Genomic DNA, 16,880 nt, shown 5'->3' with positions numbered 1-16,880 from the left:
CTCACTTGAATAAGATTTACGCATATCCAAACACCTCAGATTTGGGCGCCATCATAGCGCCCGATTGAGGTGTCCAAAATCATTAGGCCAGTTCACAGCGGCCCCCAATTAGAGTATTTCAATAAACCGAGTTCTCAGATCTTGCGACTGCTTCGCAGCCGAACGGGGGCAAGCCCCCTCGCCACAAAAGCCCCACTTGCCACAAAAGCTCACTTGCCACAAAAGCCCCACTTGCCACAAAAGCTCACTTGCCACAAAAGCCCACTTGCCACAGAAGCTCACTTGCCACAGAAGCCCACTTGCCACAAAAGCTCACTTGCCATAAAGACACTTGCCACAAAGGGTGTGTGAGTTCGATGGATGCTATCAGCCTAGAACCACCAACCGGTTCGGCAATTCATTGCGCACTTGCGTCACCGGCACGTGCACCTTCAGCAACTCGCCGCAGGCCTCGATGCACGTGACAAATCCTTGCAAGGTCTGCCCTTGTTTCACCTGCTGGGTGAACGCCGCGACAATCCCCTGCCAATGCGTGTTGTCTAGCCGTTTCGAAATCCCTTCGTCCACCAGAATTTCCACGTAGCGCTCCGCCTCGCAGACGAAAATCAGCATGCCGGTGCTGCCGACCGTGTGGTGCAGGTTCTGCTCGAGGAATTGCCGACGCGCCAGATTCGATGCGCGCCAGTGACGTACCGAGCGCGGCACCAGGTAGGGGGTGACTTTGGGAATGCGAAACACCAGGCACAGCACGATGAAGCTGATCCACTGCACCAGCAACAAACTGTGCATCGTCAGCCAACCGGTCAGGTAATGCACGATGCCCGGCACCATCAGCGCCAGCAGGCTCGCCCACAGCAACGGGATGTAGGCGTAGTCGTCGGCACGGGCGGCGAGCACAGTCACCAGCTCCGCGTCGGTGTCGCGCTCGACCCGGGCTATCGCCTCGGCGACTTTGCGTTGTTCGTGTTCAGTCAGTAATGCCATGTCACCCATGCCTGTTCATTATTGTTATCACCAGCCGCCCGACGAACCGCCGCCCCCGAAACTGCCCCCGCCGCCGCTGAAGCCTCCGCCTCCCCCGCCGCCACCAAAACCACCACCGCCAAAGCCGCCGCCGGAACCGCCCGAGCCTCCCCGGCCGGCGGGCAGCAGCCCAAGCATCTGCAACACGAAAATCGTCAGGATGAACAGCATCACCAGAAACACGAAAACGCCCGGATGTCGCGAAACGAAGTCGCTGTCTTCATCGCCGCGCGGTTCGTAAACCGTCGACGGCTCATCCAGTGGACTGCCGCCCAAGACCACCAGCATTGCCGCGACCCCGTCGCTGATACCTTTGCTGAAGTTGCCGGCCTTGAACGCCGGGGTGATGACCTGATTGATGATCACCGAACTCTGCGCGTCGGTCAGGCGATCTTCCAGGCCGTAACCGACTTCGATGCGCAACTTGCGCTCGTCACGCGCGACGATCAGCAGCGCGCCGTTGTTTTTGTCCTTCTGGCCGATGCCCCAGGCCCGACCGAGTTGATAGCCGAAATCGGCAATGTCGGTGCCCTGCAAATCCGGCAGCGTGACCACCACCAGTTGCTCGCCGGTCGCGGCTTCATGGGCCTGCAGTTGCTGCGTCAGTTGCTCGCGCACCGACGGCTCGATCATCTGGGCGTTATCGACCACCCGCCCGGTCAGCAGCGGGAACTTCAACCCGGCCTGTGCCGTCAGGGCAAACATCCAGACCAACAGGATCAGGCCCACCTTCAACGCGCGCATTGGCAACCTCTTCCGTGATGACGTTTCAGCCGATCAAAACTTCACTTGCGGCGCTTTATCGGCATCCGGCGTGGTCGCTTCGAAGGTCTCGCGAATCGGCAAATCGCTGTACATCACCGAGTGCCACAGGCGACCGGGGAAGGTGCGAATTTCCGTGTTGTATTTCTGCACGGCGAGGATGAAGTCGCGTCGTGCCACGGCGATGCGGTTTTCGGTGCCTTCAAGCTGCGACTGCAATGCGAGGAAGTTCTGGTTGGCCTTGAGGTCCGGATAACGCTCGGACACCACCATCAAACGGCTCAAGGCACCGGTCAACTGGTCCTGCGCCTGCTGGAATTGCTTGAGCTTTTCGGGGTTGTCCAGGGTGCTGGCATCCACTTGTATGGAGGTCGCCTTGGCCCGCGCCTCGATCACTGCGGTCAGGGTTTCTTCTTCGTGTTTGGCGTAGCCCTTGACGGTTTCGACCAGGTTGGGAATCAGATCGGCGCGGCGCTGGTACTGGTTCTGCACCTGGCCCCAAGCGGCTTTGGCCTGTTCGTCGAGGGTCGGAATGGTGTTGATGCCGCAGCCGGCCAGCAGCGTGGTCAGCAACATCAAGGCTGCAACGTGCAGGCTCGACCGAGTGTGGTGTCGTACGTTCATCTGGTTGACGCTCCCTTGCACATTCCGTTGAAAAAGCAACCGGCGAACTTTGCATGCGCCTCTTGGGGCATAATCGGCGCCGCCACTGGATTGAAGCGTGCCGATGGGCTAAAAGATGCCCCAGCACAAAAAACAGTTCGCGAGTTTGCTGCATTTACCTGAACAACAATAGTCGCTCCCTAAATTTTGGCTGACCGGCGCGTGATTCACGGCCGTTTAGGCTTTTGAGAAAACTATTCATGAAGAAGCTGTGTTTGCTGGGCCTGTTCGTCAGCCTGGCCAGTCATAACGTATTGGCCGCCACGACCCCCGCACCTCTGGAGAACAAGGACGCCTTCATCAGCAACCTGATGAAGCAAATGACCCTCGATGAAAAAATCGGCCAGTTGCGCTTGATCAGCATCGGCCCGGAAATGCCTCGGGAGCTGATCCGCAAGGAAATCGCCGCTGGCAACATCGGCGGCACGTTCAACTCGATCACCCGTCCGGAAAACCGTCCGATGCAGGACGCGGCCATGCGCAGCCGCTTGAAGATCCCGATGTTCTTCGCCTACGACGTGATCCACGGTCACCGCACCATTTTCCCGATCCCGCTGGCCCTGGCCTCGAGCTGGGACATGGACGCCATCGGCCTGTCCGGGCGCATCGCCGCCAAGGAAGCCGCGGCTGACAGCCTCGACATCACCTTCGCGCCGATGGTCGATATCTCCCGCGACCCACGTTGGGGCCGCACCTCCGAAGGCTTCGGCGAAGACACCTACCTGGTTTCGCGCATCGCCGGCGTCATGGTCCGGGCGTTCCAGGGCACGGGCGCCAACGCCGCCGACAGCATCATGGCCAGCGTCAAGCACTTCGCCTTGTACGGCGCGGTCGAGGGCGGTCGCGACTACAACGTCGTCGACATGAGCCCGGTCAAGATGTACCAGGACTACCTGCCGCCGTACCACGCCGCGATTGACGCCGGCGCTGGCAGCGTCATGGTCGCGCTGAACTCGATCAACGGCGTGCCGGCCACCGCCAACACCTGGCTGATGAACGATCTGTTGCGCAAGGAATGGGGCTTCAAAGGCCTGGCCGTCAGCGACCACGGGGCGATTTTCGAGCTGATCAAACACGGCGTCGCCGCTGACGGTCGCGAAGCCGCGAAGCTGGCGATCAAGGCCGGTATCGACATGAGCATGAACGACACCCTGTACGGCAAAGAGCTGCCGGGGCTGTTGAAGGCCGGCGAGATCGAGCAAAGCGACATCGACAACGCCGTGCGTGAAGTGCTGGGCGCCAAGTACGACATGGGCCTGTTCAAAGACCCGTACCTGCGCATCGGCAAGGCTGAGGATGACCCGGCCGACACCTACGCCGAGAGCCGTTTACACCGTCCGGAGGCCCGTGACGTCGCACGCCGCAGCCTGGTGCTGCTGAAGAACCAGAACGAAACCCTGCCGCTGAAGAAAACCGCGAAAATCGCCCTCGTCGGTCCGCTGGCCAAGGCGCCGATCGACATGATGGGCAGTTGGGCCGCCGCCGGTAAACCCGCGCAGTCGGTCACCCTGTTCGACGGCATGAACGCCGCCGTGGCCGACAAAGCCACGCTGATCTACGCCCGTGGCGCCAACATCACCAGCGACAAGAAGGTCCTGGATTACCTGAACTTCCTCAACTTCGACGCCCCGGAAGTGGTCGATGATCCGCGTTCGGCGCAAGTGCTGATCGACGAAGCGGTCAAAGCCGCCAAGGACGCTGACGTGGTGGTCGCGGCGGTCGGCGAGTCCCGTGGCATGTCCCACGAATCGTCGAGCCGCACCGACATCAACATCCCGGCCAACCAGCGCGAGCTGATCAAGGCCCTGAAAGCCACCGGCAAACCGCTGGTATTGGTGTTGATGAATGGCCGTCCGCTGTCGATTCTCGACGAGAAAGAACAGGCTGACGCGATTCTGGAAACCTGGTTCAGCGGCACCGAGGGCGGCAACGCCATCGCCGACGTGCTGTTCGGCGACTACAACCCGTCGGGCAAACTGCCGATCACGTTCCCGCGTTCGGTGGGTCAGATTCCGACCTACTACAACCACCTGAGCATCGGCCGGCCGTTCACGCCGGGCAAACCGGGCAACTACACCTCGCAATATTTCGATGACACCACCGGGCCGCTGTTCCCGTTCGGTTTCGGCCTGAGCTACACCGATTTCAGCCTGAGCGACATGGCGCTGTCGTCGACCACGCTGAACAAGACCGGCAAGCTCGACGCCAGCGTGATGGTGAAGAACACCGGCAAGCGTGATGGCGAAACCGTGGTGCAGCTGTACATCCAGGACGTGACCGGGTCGATGATTCGCCCGCTCAAGGAACTGAAGAACTTCCAGAAAATCATGCTCAAGGCCGGCGAACAGAAAGTCGTGCACTTCACCATCACCGAGGATGACCTGAAGTTCTACAACACCCAGCTCAAATACGCGGCAGAGCCAGGCAAGTTCAACGTGCAGATCGGCCTGGACTCCCAGGACGTGACGCAGCAGAGCTTTGAACTGCTGTAATTTCTCAGGCAATACATAACAACTGTGGGAGCGAGCTTGCTCGCGATGAGGCCATAACATTCAACATCTCAGTTGACTGTTACGCCGCCATCGCGAGCAAGCTCGCTCCCACAATTGGTTTTGAGGTGTGACGACTAGCCCCGCCGATCCAGCAGATTCACCACCACCCGGTCCACCCATCCCCAAATCCTCTGCTTGACCCGCCGCCACAGCGGTCGGCGTTGCCATGCCTCCAGGCTGATTTCCTGGCTCAACGCAAAATCCTTGTCGAAACTCGCCGCCACCGCCCTCGTCAGCGCTGGGTCCAGCGCCTCCAGATTCGCTTCAAGGTTGAAGCGCAAATTCCAGTGATCGAAATTGCACGAGCCGATGCTCACCCAATCGTCAATCAGCACCATTTTCAGGTGCAGGAAACACGGCTGGTATTCAAAGATCCTCACCCCGGCCTTGAGCAATCGCGGGTAGTAGCGGTGCCCGGCGTAGCGTACCGACGGGTGATCGGTGCGCGGCCCGGTCAGCAGCAGGCGCACGTCGACGCCTCGGGACGCCGCGCGGCGCAGTGAGCGGCGGACTTTCCAGGTCGGCAGGAAATACGGGGTCGCCAGCCAGACTCGTCGCTTGCCGCTGTTCAATGCGCGAACCAGCGATTGCAGAATGTCGCGGTGCTGACGGGCGTCGGCGTAGGCCACGCGACCCATGCCCTCGCCCATCGACGGCACACGTGGCAGGTGCGGCAGGCCAAAGTGCGAGGCCGGTTTCCAGGCATGACGATGGCGGTTGGCGATCCATTGGCGGTCGAACAGCAGTTGCCAGTCGATGACCAACGGACCGCTGATTTCCACCATCACTTCGTGCCATTCGCTGACGTCTTCGCCCGGCGTCCAGAATTCATCGGTGACGCCGGTGCCGCCGACCACGGCCAGGCGTTGATCCACCAGCAACAGCTTGCGGTGATCACGATAGAAATTACCGACCCAGCGCCGCCAGCTCAGGCGATTGTAAAAACGCAATTCCACCCCGGCGGCCGTCAGGCGTTGACGCAAGGTCAGGGTGAACGCGAGGCTGCCGTAATCATCAAACAGGCAGCGCACGCGCACCCCGCGTTCGGCGGCCTGCACCAGCGCTTGCACCATGGCTTCGGCGCAGGCGCCCGCCTCCACCAGGTACAGCTCCAGTTCGACCTGTTCTTCGGCGCGGGCAATCGCGACCAACATCCGCGGAAAGAACTGCGGGCCGTCGATCAGCAGCTCGAAGCTGTTGCCTTCACGCCAGGGGAAGATCGGGCCGGCCATGTCAGCGGGCCGTGAAAATCAGCACCGCACCCACCGGCACCGACAGACTGATCGCCGACAAACCGGCGAGCTTGCGCAACGTTTCCAGGCCGGGTGCCAAGGCGAAATCCTCGGCATTGATTACCAGCGGTTCAAGCGTCACCACTTGAAAGCGCCGGTCATCGAGCCGGGTCGCCAGCAGTTCGGCGTTGTATTCATGGGTTTTGCCGTGAAGGTTGACGGTCAGCGGCAGGCGCAGCTCCAGTTGCGCGCCGGGGGCGAGGTCGTTGATCGGGCGCAGATCGATTTGCGCGGTGATCAGGGCTTCGGGGTAGGTCTGGATCTCGAACAGCTCTTTGCGCATGCGCTCATCGCGCAACGGAATGCCGCTGTTCACCGAGTCCATCTCGACTTCCAACTCGGCCAGCCCCGTAGGGCTGACCTTGCCGTGCAGCACCAGAAAGCGCTGCACTTCGGAGAGGTGGGCGTTTTTGGTGCTGACAAACGACAGCCGCGAAGACTCGCCGTCGAGGTACCAATTGGCCTGGGCCGAGAGCGAGGCGCCGGCCAGCAGCACGAACGCCAGGGTTTTGTGGAGGCAGCGGTTGAGCATAAAGACTCGTAGGGCAGATAAACCTGCAGGAACCTTAACCGTCCGTGAGCTGGATGCAAACTTTCTGTCACTGGCATTCGGCATTTTTGGGAGTGCTTCGCACTCCAACGGGGGCGAGCCCCCTCGCCACAGGAGCTTTGCGTGAGCTGTCCGTGACTGGCATCCGGCATTTTTGGAGTGCTTCGCACTTCAACGGGGGCAAGCTCCCTTGCCACAAGAGCTCCGGGTTGCAGTCAGGGGTTCAGGCGGCAACCTTGGCGTTCGCCGAGCCACGCGGCGCTGTGGGTGCGACCCATGCCGCTGACGGTGATGCGTTTGCTGTCGGGCTCATCGGTGAAACCGCTGGTCGGCAGCCATTGCTTCACGTAGCTGTGGCAATACTCGGTGGAGTTGTTCATCACGTAGCGGCACGAACAGTATTCCTTGGCGGTGTAGGCACCAATGATGTCGGGGAAAGCCCACAGCGCGACGCGCTCGTGCCAGACCCAACCGAGCAAGGCGATCAGCAGCACCAGCAACAGCGTGCCGAAGGGGCGGCGGCGACCAACACTGCGGCGGTTCATGGCTGCACCGTTCCGGCGAATGCCGCGCGCGCGAGTTTGAGCAATTGGTTGTGGTCGTAGCTGTCGTCGCGGTCATCGCCGTAACGCACGATCACCAGATTTTCGCTGGGGATCACGTACATCGCCTGGCCCCAATGACCCAGCGCGGCGAAGGTGTCTGCGGGGGCATCAGGCCAGGGTTGGGCCGCGCCATCGACGGCGCGATTGAGCCACCACTGGCCGCCGGGCACGGCGGTGTCCTGTTTCGCCCGGTAGTGAACGAAGGGCTCGCGATTGAACGCGACCCAGTCTTTGGGCAGCAATTGCCGATCGCCCCACCGGCCGTCGCGCGCCATCAGCAAACCGACTCGCGCCAAGTCCCGAGCCGTGAGATAGGCATAGGACGACGCGACAAACGTGCCGGTGGCGTCGGTTTCCCACACCGCGTGGCGAATGCCCAGCGGCTCGAACAACGCGGTCCATGGGTAGTCGGCATAACGTGCCGGGCCGACGATGTTTTTCAACGCGGCGGACAGCAGGTTGCTGTCGCCGCTGGAATAACGAAAGGCCTGACCGGGTTTGGCGTATTCAGGGTAATCGGCGGTGAACGCGGCCATGTCGGCGTGACCACGGGTGTAGAGCATCGCGACCACTGACGATTGCAACGGCGCGTATTCGTAATCTTCCTGCCAGTCCAGACCGGAGGCCCAGTGCAACAGGTCGGCCAGGGTCAGGGTCGGATGCCTGGCCAACGCGGGATAGAACGTGAGCACCGGGTCATCGAGTTTGAACAGGCCTTCGCCGTAAGCGACACCGAGCACCGTGGCCATCAGGCTTTTGCTGATCGACCACGTCAGGTGCGGCGTGTCGGCGGTGGTCGGGCCGGCGTAGCGTTCGTAGATCAACTGACCGTCGCGGATCACCAGCAAGGCGTCGGTGCGGATGCCTTTGCGGGTGCTGTCGTCGCGGGGTGGGAAAGCGTAACTCTCCAGGATCTGCAGCGCCGGGCCGGTGGCGTTCGGAGCGGTCGGCCATTGCTCGGCCGGCCAGTTTTCGGCGCGGGCCGTGAGGCTGAGCAGCAGCATCAAAATCAGGGTCAAGCCTTTGGACATGGCAGGGGCTCGGCGGGGTTGGCTTGCTGAGCCTAGTTGAGGTTGATGACAGTTCCGGGATTTGTGTTGCCAATGGGCCGCCAGTCACTCAAGCGAAGATCCCGCAAGCGCCTTTGCCAACCGCTTCCCGCGCGCGCCCGCCGCCAGATCCATCACCGACTGATCGCGCTGCCACATCGCCGCCCAATGCTGCGGTCCGGCGGCCAACGCTTGGTCCACTTCAGGCTTGAGCCCCTCGAATTGTGCAAACAACCCGCCCAGCAACACATGCCCCGCCGAATTGTTCGGCGCCTGCCGGCTGACTTCCGCGCAGCCGGCCAGCAGCGCCAGCAAGCGCAGTTGCAAAGCCTGCGGCCAGTCACTGTCGTGACCGATGCCATACAACCACGCCGTCATCGCGCTCAGCACGTAAACGTCTTCCAGGGTCCGGAACGGTTTGACGTACGCATCCCAGCCATCCCCGGCCAGCAGTTCACACAAGGCATTGTCGAGAAACAGCCGACCGTGGCTGATGTCCGGCATCAATGGGATCGCCGGCAGTTTTTCCAGACGCACGCCCGGCTCATCGGGGTAAACCACCGCCAGACTCAGGCGCGGTGCTTCGCCAGACGCTTCACTGCGCGCGGCGATCAGCAGCCAGTCCGCCGCATCACCGGCAGTGACGAAATCCTTGCGCCCGCTGACGCGCAAACCGCTCAGGCGCGTCTGCATCTCGGCCACGCGCAAACTGCGCCGTTCGGTCGCGCACAACGCGCCAAGGCTCGGCGGCGCGCTCGGCCAGAGCATGCGCAACGCCGCTTGATACCCCACCAGAAACGCCAGCCCGGGCGTCGTCATCATCCGCCCTCCGGCCACGGCCAGTTCAAACGGCGTAACCGAGCCCAACTGGTGCAACAAGGTTGCATAACCTTGCGCCAGGTCTGCATTGGCGGGCAGGCGTTCGTGGCGCTTGAGCAGGGTTTGCCAGGGCATAAGAGGCTCCTTGGGGGCTGTCATATAAGCATCACCAAAGCTTCATGGCGATGACACCGGGGCTAAATAGCCTGACTTTGCACAACACGGCTGCATAAAGAAAGTCGATCGGCTCTAACCCAAGACGGGTTGACCAGCCCGCACGGAGATTCGCAATGACTCAGATCGCCCGCATCAGCGACACCGGCAATGAACGCCGCCTGCAAGCCGAACGCCTGGTGGGCGCCGAAGCCTTGCAGGAAGCCCAGGCGTTGCGTTTCAACGTATTCAGCGGCGAATTCAACGCCAAGCTGAAAGGCGCCGAGCTGGGTCTGGACATGGATGACTATGATGTTCACTGCGCCCACATCGGCGTGCGTGACCTGAACACCGGACGACTGGTGGCGACCACCCGCTTGCTCGATCACACCGCCGCCAGCAGCCTCGGCAAGTTTTACAGCGAAGAAGAATTCAGCCTGCACGGGCTGCTGCACTTGAAGGGCCCGATCCTCGAAATCGGCCGCACCTGCGTCGACCCGGCTTACCGCAACGGCGGCACCATCGCCGTACTCTGGGGCGAACTGGCCGAAGTCCTGAACCAGGGCGGCTACAGTTATTTGATGGGCTGCGCGAGCATCCCGATGCAAGACGGCGGCATCCAGGCTCACGCGATCATGCAGCGTTTGCGCGAACGTTACCTGTGCACCGAACACCTGCGGGCCGAGCCGAAAAAACCACTGCCGGTGCTGGACATCCCGTCCAACGTCATCGCCGAAATGCCGCCGTTGCTCAAGGCGTATATGCGTCTGGGTGCGAAGATCTGCGGCGAACCGTGCTGGGATGAAGACTTCCAGGTCGCCGACGTGTTCATCCTGCTCAAGCGCGACGAACTCTGCCCGCGTTACGCCAAGCACTTCAAGGCGGCCATGTAATGAGCCGCCTTCGGGTGTACGCGCGAATTGCGCGAGTGCTGGTGGTGGTCGCGCTAGGGTTGAGCATGGCCGGTGTGTTCGGCTTGTTCGAGCGGCTGGGCATCGCCCATTCGATGGTCCGGCGCCAACACTGGTCGCGGTTTTTCATGGCACGTCTCGCCAATGCCCTGCCTTTTCGCGTGACGGTGCACGGCGAGGTGCCCAAGGAACCGATGCTGTGGGTCAGCAATCATGTGTCCTGGACTGACATTCCGCTGCTGGGCATGGTCGCGCCGCTGTCGTTCCTGTCCAAGGCCGAAGTGCGCACCTGGCCCGTCGCCGGCTGGTTGGCGGCCAAGGCTGGCAGCCTGTTTATCCGCCGTGGCGCGGGCGACAGCCAGTTGATTCGCAAACAGATGACCCGTCATCTGCAACAGGCGCATCCGCTGCTGATGTTCCCGGAGGGAACCACCACCGATGGCCGTTCGTTGCGCACCTTTCATGGGCGTTTGCTGTCGGCGGCGATTGATTCGAAGGTGAAACTGCAGCCGGTGGCGATCCGGTATCAGCGTGAAGGTGAAATCGATTCGCTGGCACCGTTTATTGGCGACGATGATTTGTTGTCGCACTTGATGCGTCTGTTTGCCAATGATCAGGGCGATGTGGAGATTCATCTGCTCCGGCCGATTGCCTGCGAAGGCCGGGAACGCGCGGCGCTGGCGTTCGAAGCGCAGCAGGCGGTGCAGAAGGCGTTGTTTGGGGCTATTCCCGAGAAGCAGCAAGTTCCAATGCGCCCCGCCATCGCGGCTTAACACATATCGAATGTGGGAGCGGGCTTGCTCGCGAAAGTGGTGTGTCATTCAACATTGATGTCGACTGACACACCGCTTTCGCGAGCAAGCCCGCTCCCACATTAGACCTGTTTTGTCTGGGCGAACGCCTGCAACTGCGGGTAGAACAGCCTGAAGTCTTCGCTCAATGGCTCATACAGCACCCGCAATTCCTGCATCGCACCGGCCAGTTCTTCAGGCTTGGTCAACCGCCGCGAAATCCCCCGCAGCACCTGCTCCAACACTTCGAATTCCTGATAAGAGCCCAGCCAGTCATGCGCCACCATGTGCGGCGCGATCTTCGCCAGGCGTTCCGGCAATTGCGGCTGCGCAGAAAGCACTCGGTACACGTCGGCGGTAAATCGCTCCAGCGGCTGATCCGCGTACAGCGCCCAGTCCCGCGCCAGGCAGTGGTCGAAAAACACGTCGAGCACGATTCCGGCGTAACGCCGGCGAGTGAGGGAAAACCGTGACAACGCCACATCCACCAATGGATGGCGATCGGTATACACATCGATGCTGCGGTGCAACTGGATGGCCGCTTCGATCTCCGGATCGAACTGCCCTTGCAGCCGTCCCTTGACGAAATCGCCATAGAGGCTGCCGAGCAATTGTCCGGGGCGCTGACCGCCGAGGTGCAGATGGGCGAGATAGTTCATGCCGCGCAGCTTAGCACCGCGTCTTTGTACTTTTACAGTCGGCCTATCGTTATAACCCGATATAGCGAATTACTCAGTCGCAAGAGCAAAATCATATTTGTATATCGGAATGTAACGATTTAAAGTTCGCCCCATCGCGATATAGCGTTTTACTCATCACGAGCTGACACCATGCCTCTTAATCTCGACGAAATAATAAAAGCCCTGGCACACCCAGTACGGCGAGAAATCCTGCACTGGCTCAAGGACCCGGCGGTTGAATTTCCCGACCAGTCCCACAGCAATGAGCACGGTGTCTGCGCCGGGCAGATCGATCAGCGTTGCGGTTTGTCGCAGTCCACGGTCTCCGCACACCTGGCCACGCTGCAACGCGCCGGCCTGATCAGCAGCCGCAAAGTCGGCCAATGGCATTTTTTCAAACGCAACGAGGAAACCATTCAGGCGTTCCTCAGCACTTTCAGTAAAGAGCTCTGACCCTTCACGTCAGCCAGCCGACAAGGAATCAACGATGCCCCTTTCGCTCCTCATTCTCGCCTTGAGCGCCTTCGCCATCGGCACCACCGAGTTCGTCATCATGGGCCTGCTGCCCGATGTGGCGGCCGACCTCGGTGTGTCGATCCCCGGCGCTGGCTGGCTGGTGACCGGTTACGCCCTCGGCGTGGCCATTGGTGCGCCGTTCATGGCACTGGCCACCGCCAAACTGCCGCGCAAGGCCGCGCTGGTTGCGTTGATGGGGATTTTCATCATCGGCAATCTGCTCTGCGCGCTGGCCACCGACTACGAAGTGCTGATGTTTGCCCGTGTGGTCACCGCCCTCTGCCACGGTGCGTTTTTCGGCATCGGTTCAGTGGTGGCGGCCAATCTGGTGCCGGCCAACAAACGTGCATCGGCCGTGGCGTTGATGTTCACCGGCCTTACCCTGGCCAACGTGCTGGGCGTGCCGCTGGGCACCGCGCTTGGTCAGCAATACGGCTGGCGCTCGACCTTCTGGGCGGTGACCGTGATTGGTGTGATCGCCTTGATCGGCCTGATCCGCTTCCTGCCGGCCAAGCGTGACGAAGAAAAACTCGACATGCGCGCCGAACTGCGCGCCCTCAAAGGCGCCGGGATCTGGTTGTCGCTGAGCATGACCGCGCTGTTCGCCGCGTCGGTCTTCACCTTGTTCACTTACGTCGCCCCGCTGCTGGGCGAGGTCACCGGTGTTTCGCCACGCGGCGTGACCTGGACCCTGATGCTGATCGGCCTGGGCCTGACCGTCGGCAACATCATCGGCGGCAAGCTGGCCGACAAAGGCATGGCGGCGACGCTGATCGGTGTCTTCATCACCATGGCGGTGGTGTCGACCGTGCTGACCTGGACCAGCGTTGCGCTGATCCCGACCGAAATCACTCTGTTCCTCTGGGCCACCGCGTGCTTCGCCGCCGTACCGGCCCTGCAAGTGAACGTGGTGACCTACGGCAAGGCCGCACCGAACCTGGTGTCGACCTTGAACATCGGCGCCTTCAACGTCGGCAACGCACTTGGTGCCTGGGTCGGCGGCAGCGTCATCGCCCACGGCTTCGGCCTGACCAGCGTGCCCCTTGCGGCCGCCGCACTGGCGGTGCTCGCCCTGCTGGTGACGCTGATTACTTTCCGTCAGAGCGGCAATCCCGAACTGGCCCCTGCTACCCACTAACTCACCACTACCTCACGAGGGTTGTTTGCATGACGACTATTTTCGATCCGATCAAATTGGGCGACATCGAGCTGGCCAACCGCATCATTATGGCGCCACTGACCCGCTGCCGCGCCGACGAAGGCCGTGTGCCGAACGCGCTGATGGCCGAATACTACGTACAACGCGCTTCTGCCGGCCTGATCCTCAGCGAAGCCACCTCGGTGGCACCAATGGGCGTGGGCTACCCGGACACCCCCGGCATCTGGTCCAACGATCAGGTGCGTGGCTGGGCCAACGTGACCAAAGCGGTCCACGGCGCCGGCGGCAAGATCGTCCTGCAACTGTGGCACGTCGGCCGGATTTCCCATGAGTCGTACTTGAACGGCGAAGCGCCGGTCGCCCCGAGCGCCATTCAGCCTAAAGGCCACGTCAGCCTGGTCCGCCCGCTGGCTGATTACCCAACGCCACGTGCGCTGGAAACCGCTGAAATCGCCGACATCGTCGACGCCTATCGCACCGGTGCCGAGAATGCCAAGGCTGCCGGTTTCGACGGTGTGGAAATCCACGGCGCCAACGGCTACCTGCTCGACCAGTTCCTGCAAAGCAGCACCAACCAGCGCACCGACAATTACGGTGGCTCGCTGGAAAACCGTGCGCGCCTGTTGCTGGAAGTGACTGACGCGGCCATCGAAGTCTGGGGCGCCGGCCGTGTGGGTGTGCACCTGGCACCACGCGCCGACTCCCATGACATGGGCGACGACAATCTGGCCGAGACCTTCACCTACGTGGCTCGCGAACTGGGCAAGCGCGGCATCGCCTTCATCTGCTCTCGCGAGAAAGAAGCCGGCGACAGCCTGGGTCCACAGTTGAAAGAAGCGTTTGGCGGGCATTACATCGCCAACGAACGTTTCACCAAGGACAGCGCCAACGCCTGGCTGGCGAGCGGCAAGGCTGATGCGGTCGCCTTCGGCGTGCCGTTCATTGCCAACCCGGATTTGCCGGCACGCTTGAAAGCCGATGCGCCGTTGAACGACGTTCGTCCAGAACTGTTCTACGCCAAGGGCCCGGTGGGTTACATCGACTACCCGGCGCTGTAAGCCTGGGCCTCTGAAACGCAAAAGCCCCGACTCGAAAGAGCCGGGGCTTTTTGTTGCGCCGCGCTTATTTACATCGATTCACACGCACGACACAAAATCCCTACAAAATACGTAGCTCGCTACCTTTCAACCTGACGAGCAGGCGTATATAAAAGCACCCCATTGCGACAAGGCAAACGTTGAAAGGATCAGCGCACGCCGTAATAGTTGACAGGGCAGGATCCAATTACGCATTTTGTATCATTTGCGCAAGCTGGGGCTCAGGCGCAGCATGTCCAATCCTGTATCAACCCAACGCTCGGCGTCGACGTGCAGTTGAAAACTGTCGGGCGCCAATAGCCACTGATACAGCATCCCATCGATGTAAGCATGCAGGCTGATGGCTGCGCGGACGGTGTCCAGATTTTCGGGCATTTGTCCCCGATTGACCGCATTACTCAGGGCCAGTGAGATTCGCAGATTGCAATCAAGGCTGACCGCTCGGCGCTGCTGGCGCAGGTCGCACATTTCATCGGTGAATTCGCACTTATGAAACAAAATCTCATTAATGCGTCGGGTTTTCGGGTCCAGTGCAACTTGATGAAACAAATGAATCAGCAATTTGCGCATGCAGCCCAGCGGATCGAGTTCATCTTCGCTCTCACTGGCCCGCGCCATTTCATCCAGCGGTTCCTGCAGCGTATCGAGCATGGCCTGCACCAGATCGGCCTTGTTGCTGAAGTGCCAGTAAATGGCGCCGCGCGTCACGCCGGCCAGGGTCGCAATGTCCGCCAGCGTCGTGCGGGCCACGCCTCGCTCAAAAAAGGCTTTCTCGGCGGCTTCGAGAATCTGGCTTCGAGTTTCTTGAGCTTCCTCTTTGGTACGACGGACCATGGCAGTAAAACCTCAATCGGGATACTTCTGTGATGTCTGAACATCCGCTGAATAAAAGTGGGGCGAACGCTCTTGGGTATCGTCCCCGGCATACACTTCAAACCTTTGATCGACCTTTTGTAACCGTGTGGGTACGCAGTCAAGGTATTTACAAACAACCATGAACGTAAGTATATTCATTAGCAAGCTACTTATCCACCCGGCACCTTTTTTTTACCCTTCCACCTTTCGAGTGCGTTTCTTGCGCGCCTGACCCGAGGATCTTCATGCAATTCAAGCCAGCTGTTACCGCCCTGGTCACTGCCGTCGCCCTGGCATCGCTGCTCAGCGGATGTAAAAAGGAAGAGACGGCCCAAGCCGCTCCACCGCCTCAGGTCGGCGTCGTTACCCTGCAATCTCAACCCTTCACCCTGACATCCGAGCTTCCCGGTCGCACCAGCGCGTACCGCATTGCCGAAGTTCGACCACAGGTCAACGGCATCATTCTCAAGCGTCTGTTCAAGGAAGGCGGCGACGTCAAGGCCGGTCAGCAGCTGTATCAGATTGATCCAGCCGTATATGAAGCGACCCTGAAAAGCGCCGAAGCCAACCTGCAACAGACCAAATCGATCTCCGATCGTTACAAGCAACTGGTCAGCGAGCAGGCTGTGAGCCGTCAGGAATACGACACCGCCGTGGCTAATCGCATGCAGTCGGAAGCTTCGCTGCAAACCGCTCAGATCAATGTGCGCTACACCAAGGTCTACGCGCCACTGACCGGTCGCATCGGTCGCTCCAATGTGACCGAAGGCGCGTTGGTCACCAACGGCCAGTCGGATGCCCTGGCGGTGATCCAGCAACTGGACCCGATCTACGTCGACGTCACGCAGTCGTCCGTCGAGCTGCTTGAGCTGCGCCGCGAACTGGAAAGCGGTCGCCTGCAAAAGGCCGGCGACACCGCCGCCGCGGTCAAGCTGACCCTGGAAGACGGCAGCCAGTACAAGCTGGAAGGCAAGCTCGAATTCTCCGAAGTCTCGGTTGACCAGACCACCGGTTCCGTGACCTTGCGCGCTGTGTTCCCCAACCCCGATCACACCCTGCTGCCCGGCATGTTCGTTCACGCCCAGCTGCAATCCGGTGTAAACGCGGCGGCGATCCTGGCCCCGCAACAAGGCGTGACCCGCGACCTCCGGGGCACCCCGACCGCGCTGGTTGTCGGCCCGGATAACAAGGTTGAACTGCGTCAGCTCAAGGCCAGCCGCACCGTCGGCAGCCAGTGGCTGATCGAAGACGGCCTCAAGGCGGGCGATCGCTTGATCACCGAAGGCCTGCAATTCGTCAAGCCTGGCGTTGAAGTCAAGGTCACCGAAGCAACTAACGTTGGCGCAAAGAACCCGGCCCCCGCACAGACAGCTGACAAGGCTAACAGCGGCAAAGGGGAGTAA

The 16,880-nt window shown here is 61.0% G+C and carries 17 protein-coding genes; 7 read left to right on the top strand and 10 right to left on the bottom strand.

Features of this window, described 5'->3' with window-relative positions; translation table 11 throughout:
• Positions 1-366 precede the first annotated feature (366 nt).
• Genes ACQKP4_RS14915 through ACQKP4_RS14905 form a run of 3 tightly spaced genes read right to left on the bottom strand, consistent with a single transcriptional unit; the run spans position 367 to position 2,409 of the window.
• The gene (locus ACQKP4_RS14915) at positions 367-984 is read right to left on the bottom strand and encodes a TPM domain-containing protein (protein ID WP_427634274.1); all 618 of its coding nucleotides are present in this window, start codon (positions 982-984) and stop codon (positions 367-369) included.
• A 27-nt stretch (positions 985-1,011) separates the two neighbouring features.
• Complete coding sequence (locus ACQKP4_RS14910) at positions 1,012-1,767, bottom strand: TPM domain-containing protein (RefSeq protein WP_427634272.1); 756 nt, start codon at positions 1,765-1,767, stop codon at positions 1,012-1,014.
• A 33-nt stretch (positions 1,768-1,800) separates the two neighbouring features.
• Positions 1,801-2,409 (bottom strand): LemA family protein, encoded by a 609-nt coding sequence (locus ACQKP4_RS14905; protein ID WP_427634271.1) that lies wholly within the window; start codon positions 2,407-2,409, stop codon positions 1,801-1,803.
• A 239-nt stretch (positions 2,410-2,648) separates the two neighbouring features.
• Between ACQKP4_RS14905 and bglX the strand changes: the two genes are divergently transcribed.
• Positions 2,649-4,940, top strand: coding sequence for a beta-glucosidase BglX (gene bglX / locus ACQKP4_RS14900; RefSeq protein WP_427634269.1), 2,292 nt, complete (start codon positions 2,649-2,651; stop codon positions 4,938-4,940).
• Positions 4,941-5,074: 134 nt separating this feature from the next.
• Here bglX and ACQKP4_RS14895 read toward each other — a convergent pair whose 3' ends face one another.
• The 5 genes from ACQKP4_RS14895 to ACQKP4_RS14875 form a co-directional block, all read right to left on the bottom strand.
• Positions 5,075-6,232 (bottom strand): phospholipase D-like domain-containing protein, encoded by a 1,158-nt coding sequence (locus tag ACQKP4_RS14895; RefSeq protein ID WP_427634267.1) that lies wholly within the window; start codon positions 6,230-6,232, stop codon positions 5,075-5,077.
• A 1-nt stretch (position 6,233) separates the two neighbouring features.
• Complete coding sequence (locus ACQKP4_RS14890) at positions 6,234-6,824, bottom strand: YceI family protein (RefSeq protein WP_427634266.1); 591 nt, start codon at positions 6,822-6,824, stop codon at positions 6,234-6,236.
• A gap of 233 nt (positions 6,825-7,057) precedes the next feature.
• On the bottom strand, positions 7,058-7,387 hold the full coding sequence (locus ACQKP4_RS14885) for an amidase (protein ID WP_427634263.1): 330 nt from the start codon (positions 7,385-7,387) through the stop codon (positions 7,058-7,060).
• The gene (locus ACQKP4_RS14880; RefSeq protein ID WP_427634261.1) at positions 7,384-8,478 is read right to left on the bottom strand and encodes a serine hydrolase domain-containing protein; all 1,095 of its coding nucleotides are present in this window, start codon (positions 8,476-8,478) and stop codon (positions 7,384-7,386) included. The genes ACQKP4_RS14885 and ACQKP4_RS14880 overlap by 4 nt, the downstream gene beginning before the upstream one ends.
• Before the next feature lie 84 nt (positions 8,479-8,562).
• A complete protein-coding gene (locus ACQKP4_RS14875) occupies positions 8,563-9,450 on the bottom strand; it encodes an acyl-CoA dehydrogenase (RefSeq protein WP_427634259.1) in 888 nt (295 codons plus the stop codon).
• Positions 9,451-9,605: 155 nt separating this feature from the next.
• On the opposite strand from ACQKP4_RS14875, the gene olsB reads away from it, so the two are divergent.
• A complete protein-coding gene (gene olsB / locus ACQKP4_RS14870; protein ID WP_427634258.1) occupies positions 9,606-10,361 on the top strand; it encodes an L-ornithine N(alpha)-acyltransferase in 756 nt (251 codons plus the stop codon).
• Positions 10,361-11,152, top strand: a complete 792-nt coding sequence (locus ACQKP4_RS14865; RefSeq protein ID WP_427634256.1) for a lysophospholipid acyltransferase family protein — start codon at positions 10,361-10,363, stop codon at positions 11,150-11,152. Before olsB ends, ACQKP4_RS14865 begins: the two co-directional genes overlap by 1 nt.
• Positions 11,153-11,253: 101 nt before the next feature.
• On the opposite strand, the gene ACQKP4_RS14860 is transcribed toward ACQKP4_RS14865, so the two are convergent.
• Positions 11,254-11,829 carry an ACP phosphodiesterase gene (locus ACQKP4_RS14860; RefSeq protein ID WP_427634254.1) on the bottom strand — a complete coding sequence of 192 codons (576 nt, stop codon included), beginning with the start codon at positions 11,827-11,829 and terminating at the stop codon, positions 11,254-11,256.
• A 171-nt stretch (positions 11,830-12,000) separates the two neighbouring features.
• On the opposite strand from ACQKP4_RS14860, the gene ACQKP4_RS14855 reads away from it, so the two are divergent.
• Genes ACQKP4_RS14855 through ACQKP4_RS14845 form a run of 3 tightly spaced genes read left to right on the top strand, consistent with a single transcriptional unit; the run spans position 12,001 to position 14,583 of the window.
• Positions 12,001-12,303, top strand: a complete 303-nt coding sequence (locus tag ACQKP4_RS14855) for an ArsR/SmtB family transcription factor (RefSeq protein WP_427634252.1) — start codon at positions 12,001-12,003, stop codon at positions 12,301-12,303.
• 34 nt (positions 12,304-12,337) lie between these two features.
• Positions 12,338-13,504, top strand: a complete 1,167-nt coding sequence (locus ACQKP4_RS14850; RefSeq protein WP_427634251.1) for an MFS transporter — start codon at positions 12,338-12,340, stop codon at positions 13,502-13,504.
• A 29-nt stretch (positions 13,505-13,533) separates the two neighbouring features.
• Positions 13,534-14,583 carry an alkene reductase gene (locus ACQKP4_RS14845; RefSeq protein WP_427634250.1) on the top strand — a complete coding sequence of 350 codons (1,050 nt, stop codon included), beginning with the start codon at positions 13,534-13,536 and terminating at the stop codon, positions 14,581-14,583.
• 240 nt (positions 14,584-14,823) lie between these two features.
• On the opposite strand, the gene emhR is transcribed toward ACQKP4_RS14845, so the two are convergent.
• A complete protein-coding gene (gene emhR / locus ACQKP4_RS14840; protein WP_427634249.1) occupies positions 14,824-15,456 on the bottom strand; it encodes an efflux system transcriptional repressor EmhR in 633 nt (210 codons plus the stop codon).
• A 266-nt stretch (positions 15,457-15,722) separates the two neighbouring features.
• Here emhR and ACQKP4_RS14835 point away from each other — a divergent pair, with 266 nt between their 5' ends.
• Positions 15,723-16,880, top strand: a complete 1,158-nt coding sequence (locus ACQKP4_RS14835; RefSeq protein ID WP_427634248.1) for an efflux RND transporter periplasmic adaptor subunit — start codon at positions 15,723-15,725, stop codon at positions 16,878-16,880.

This window comes from Pseudomonas sp. NPDC086278, assembly GCF_050280905.1.
GTDB lineage: Bacteria > Pseudomonadota > Gammaproteobacteria > Pseudomonadales > Pseudomonadaceae > Aquipseudomonas.
The sequence above is the reverse complement of the archived record's forward strand: the minus strand, read 5'-3'. Positions and strand labels throughout refer to the sequence as shown.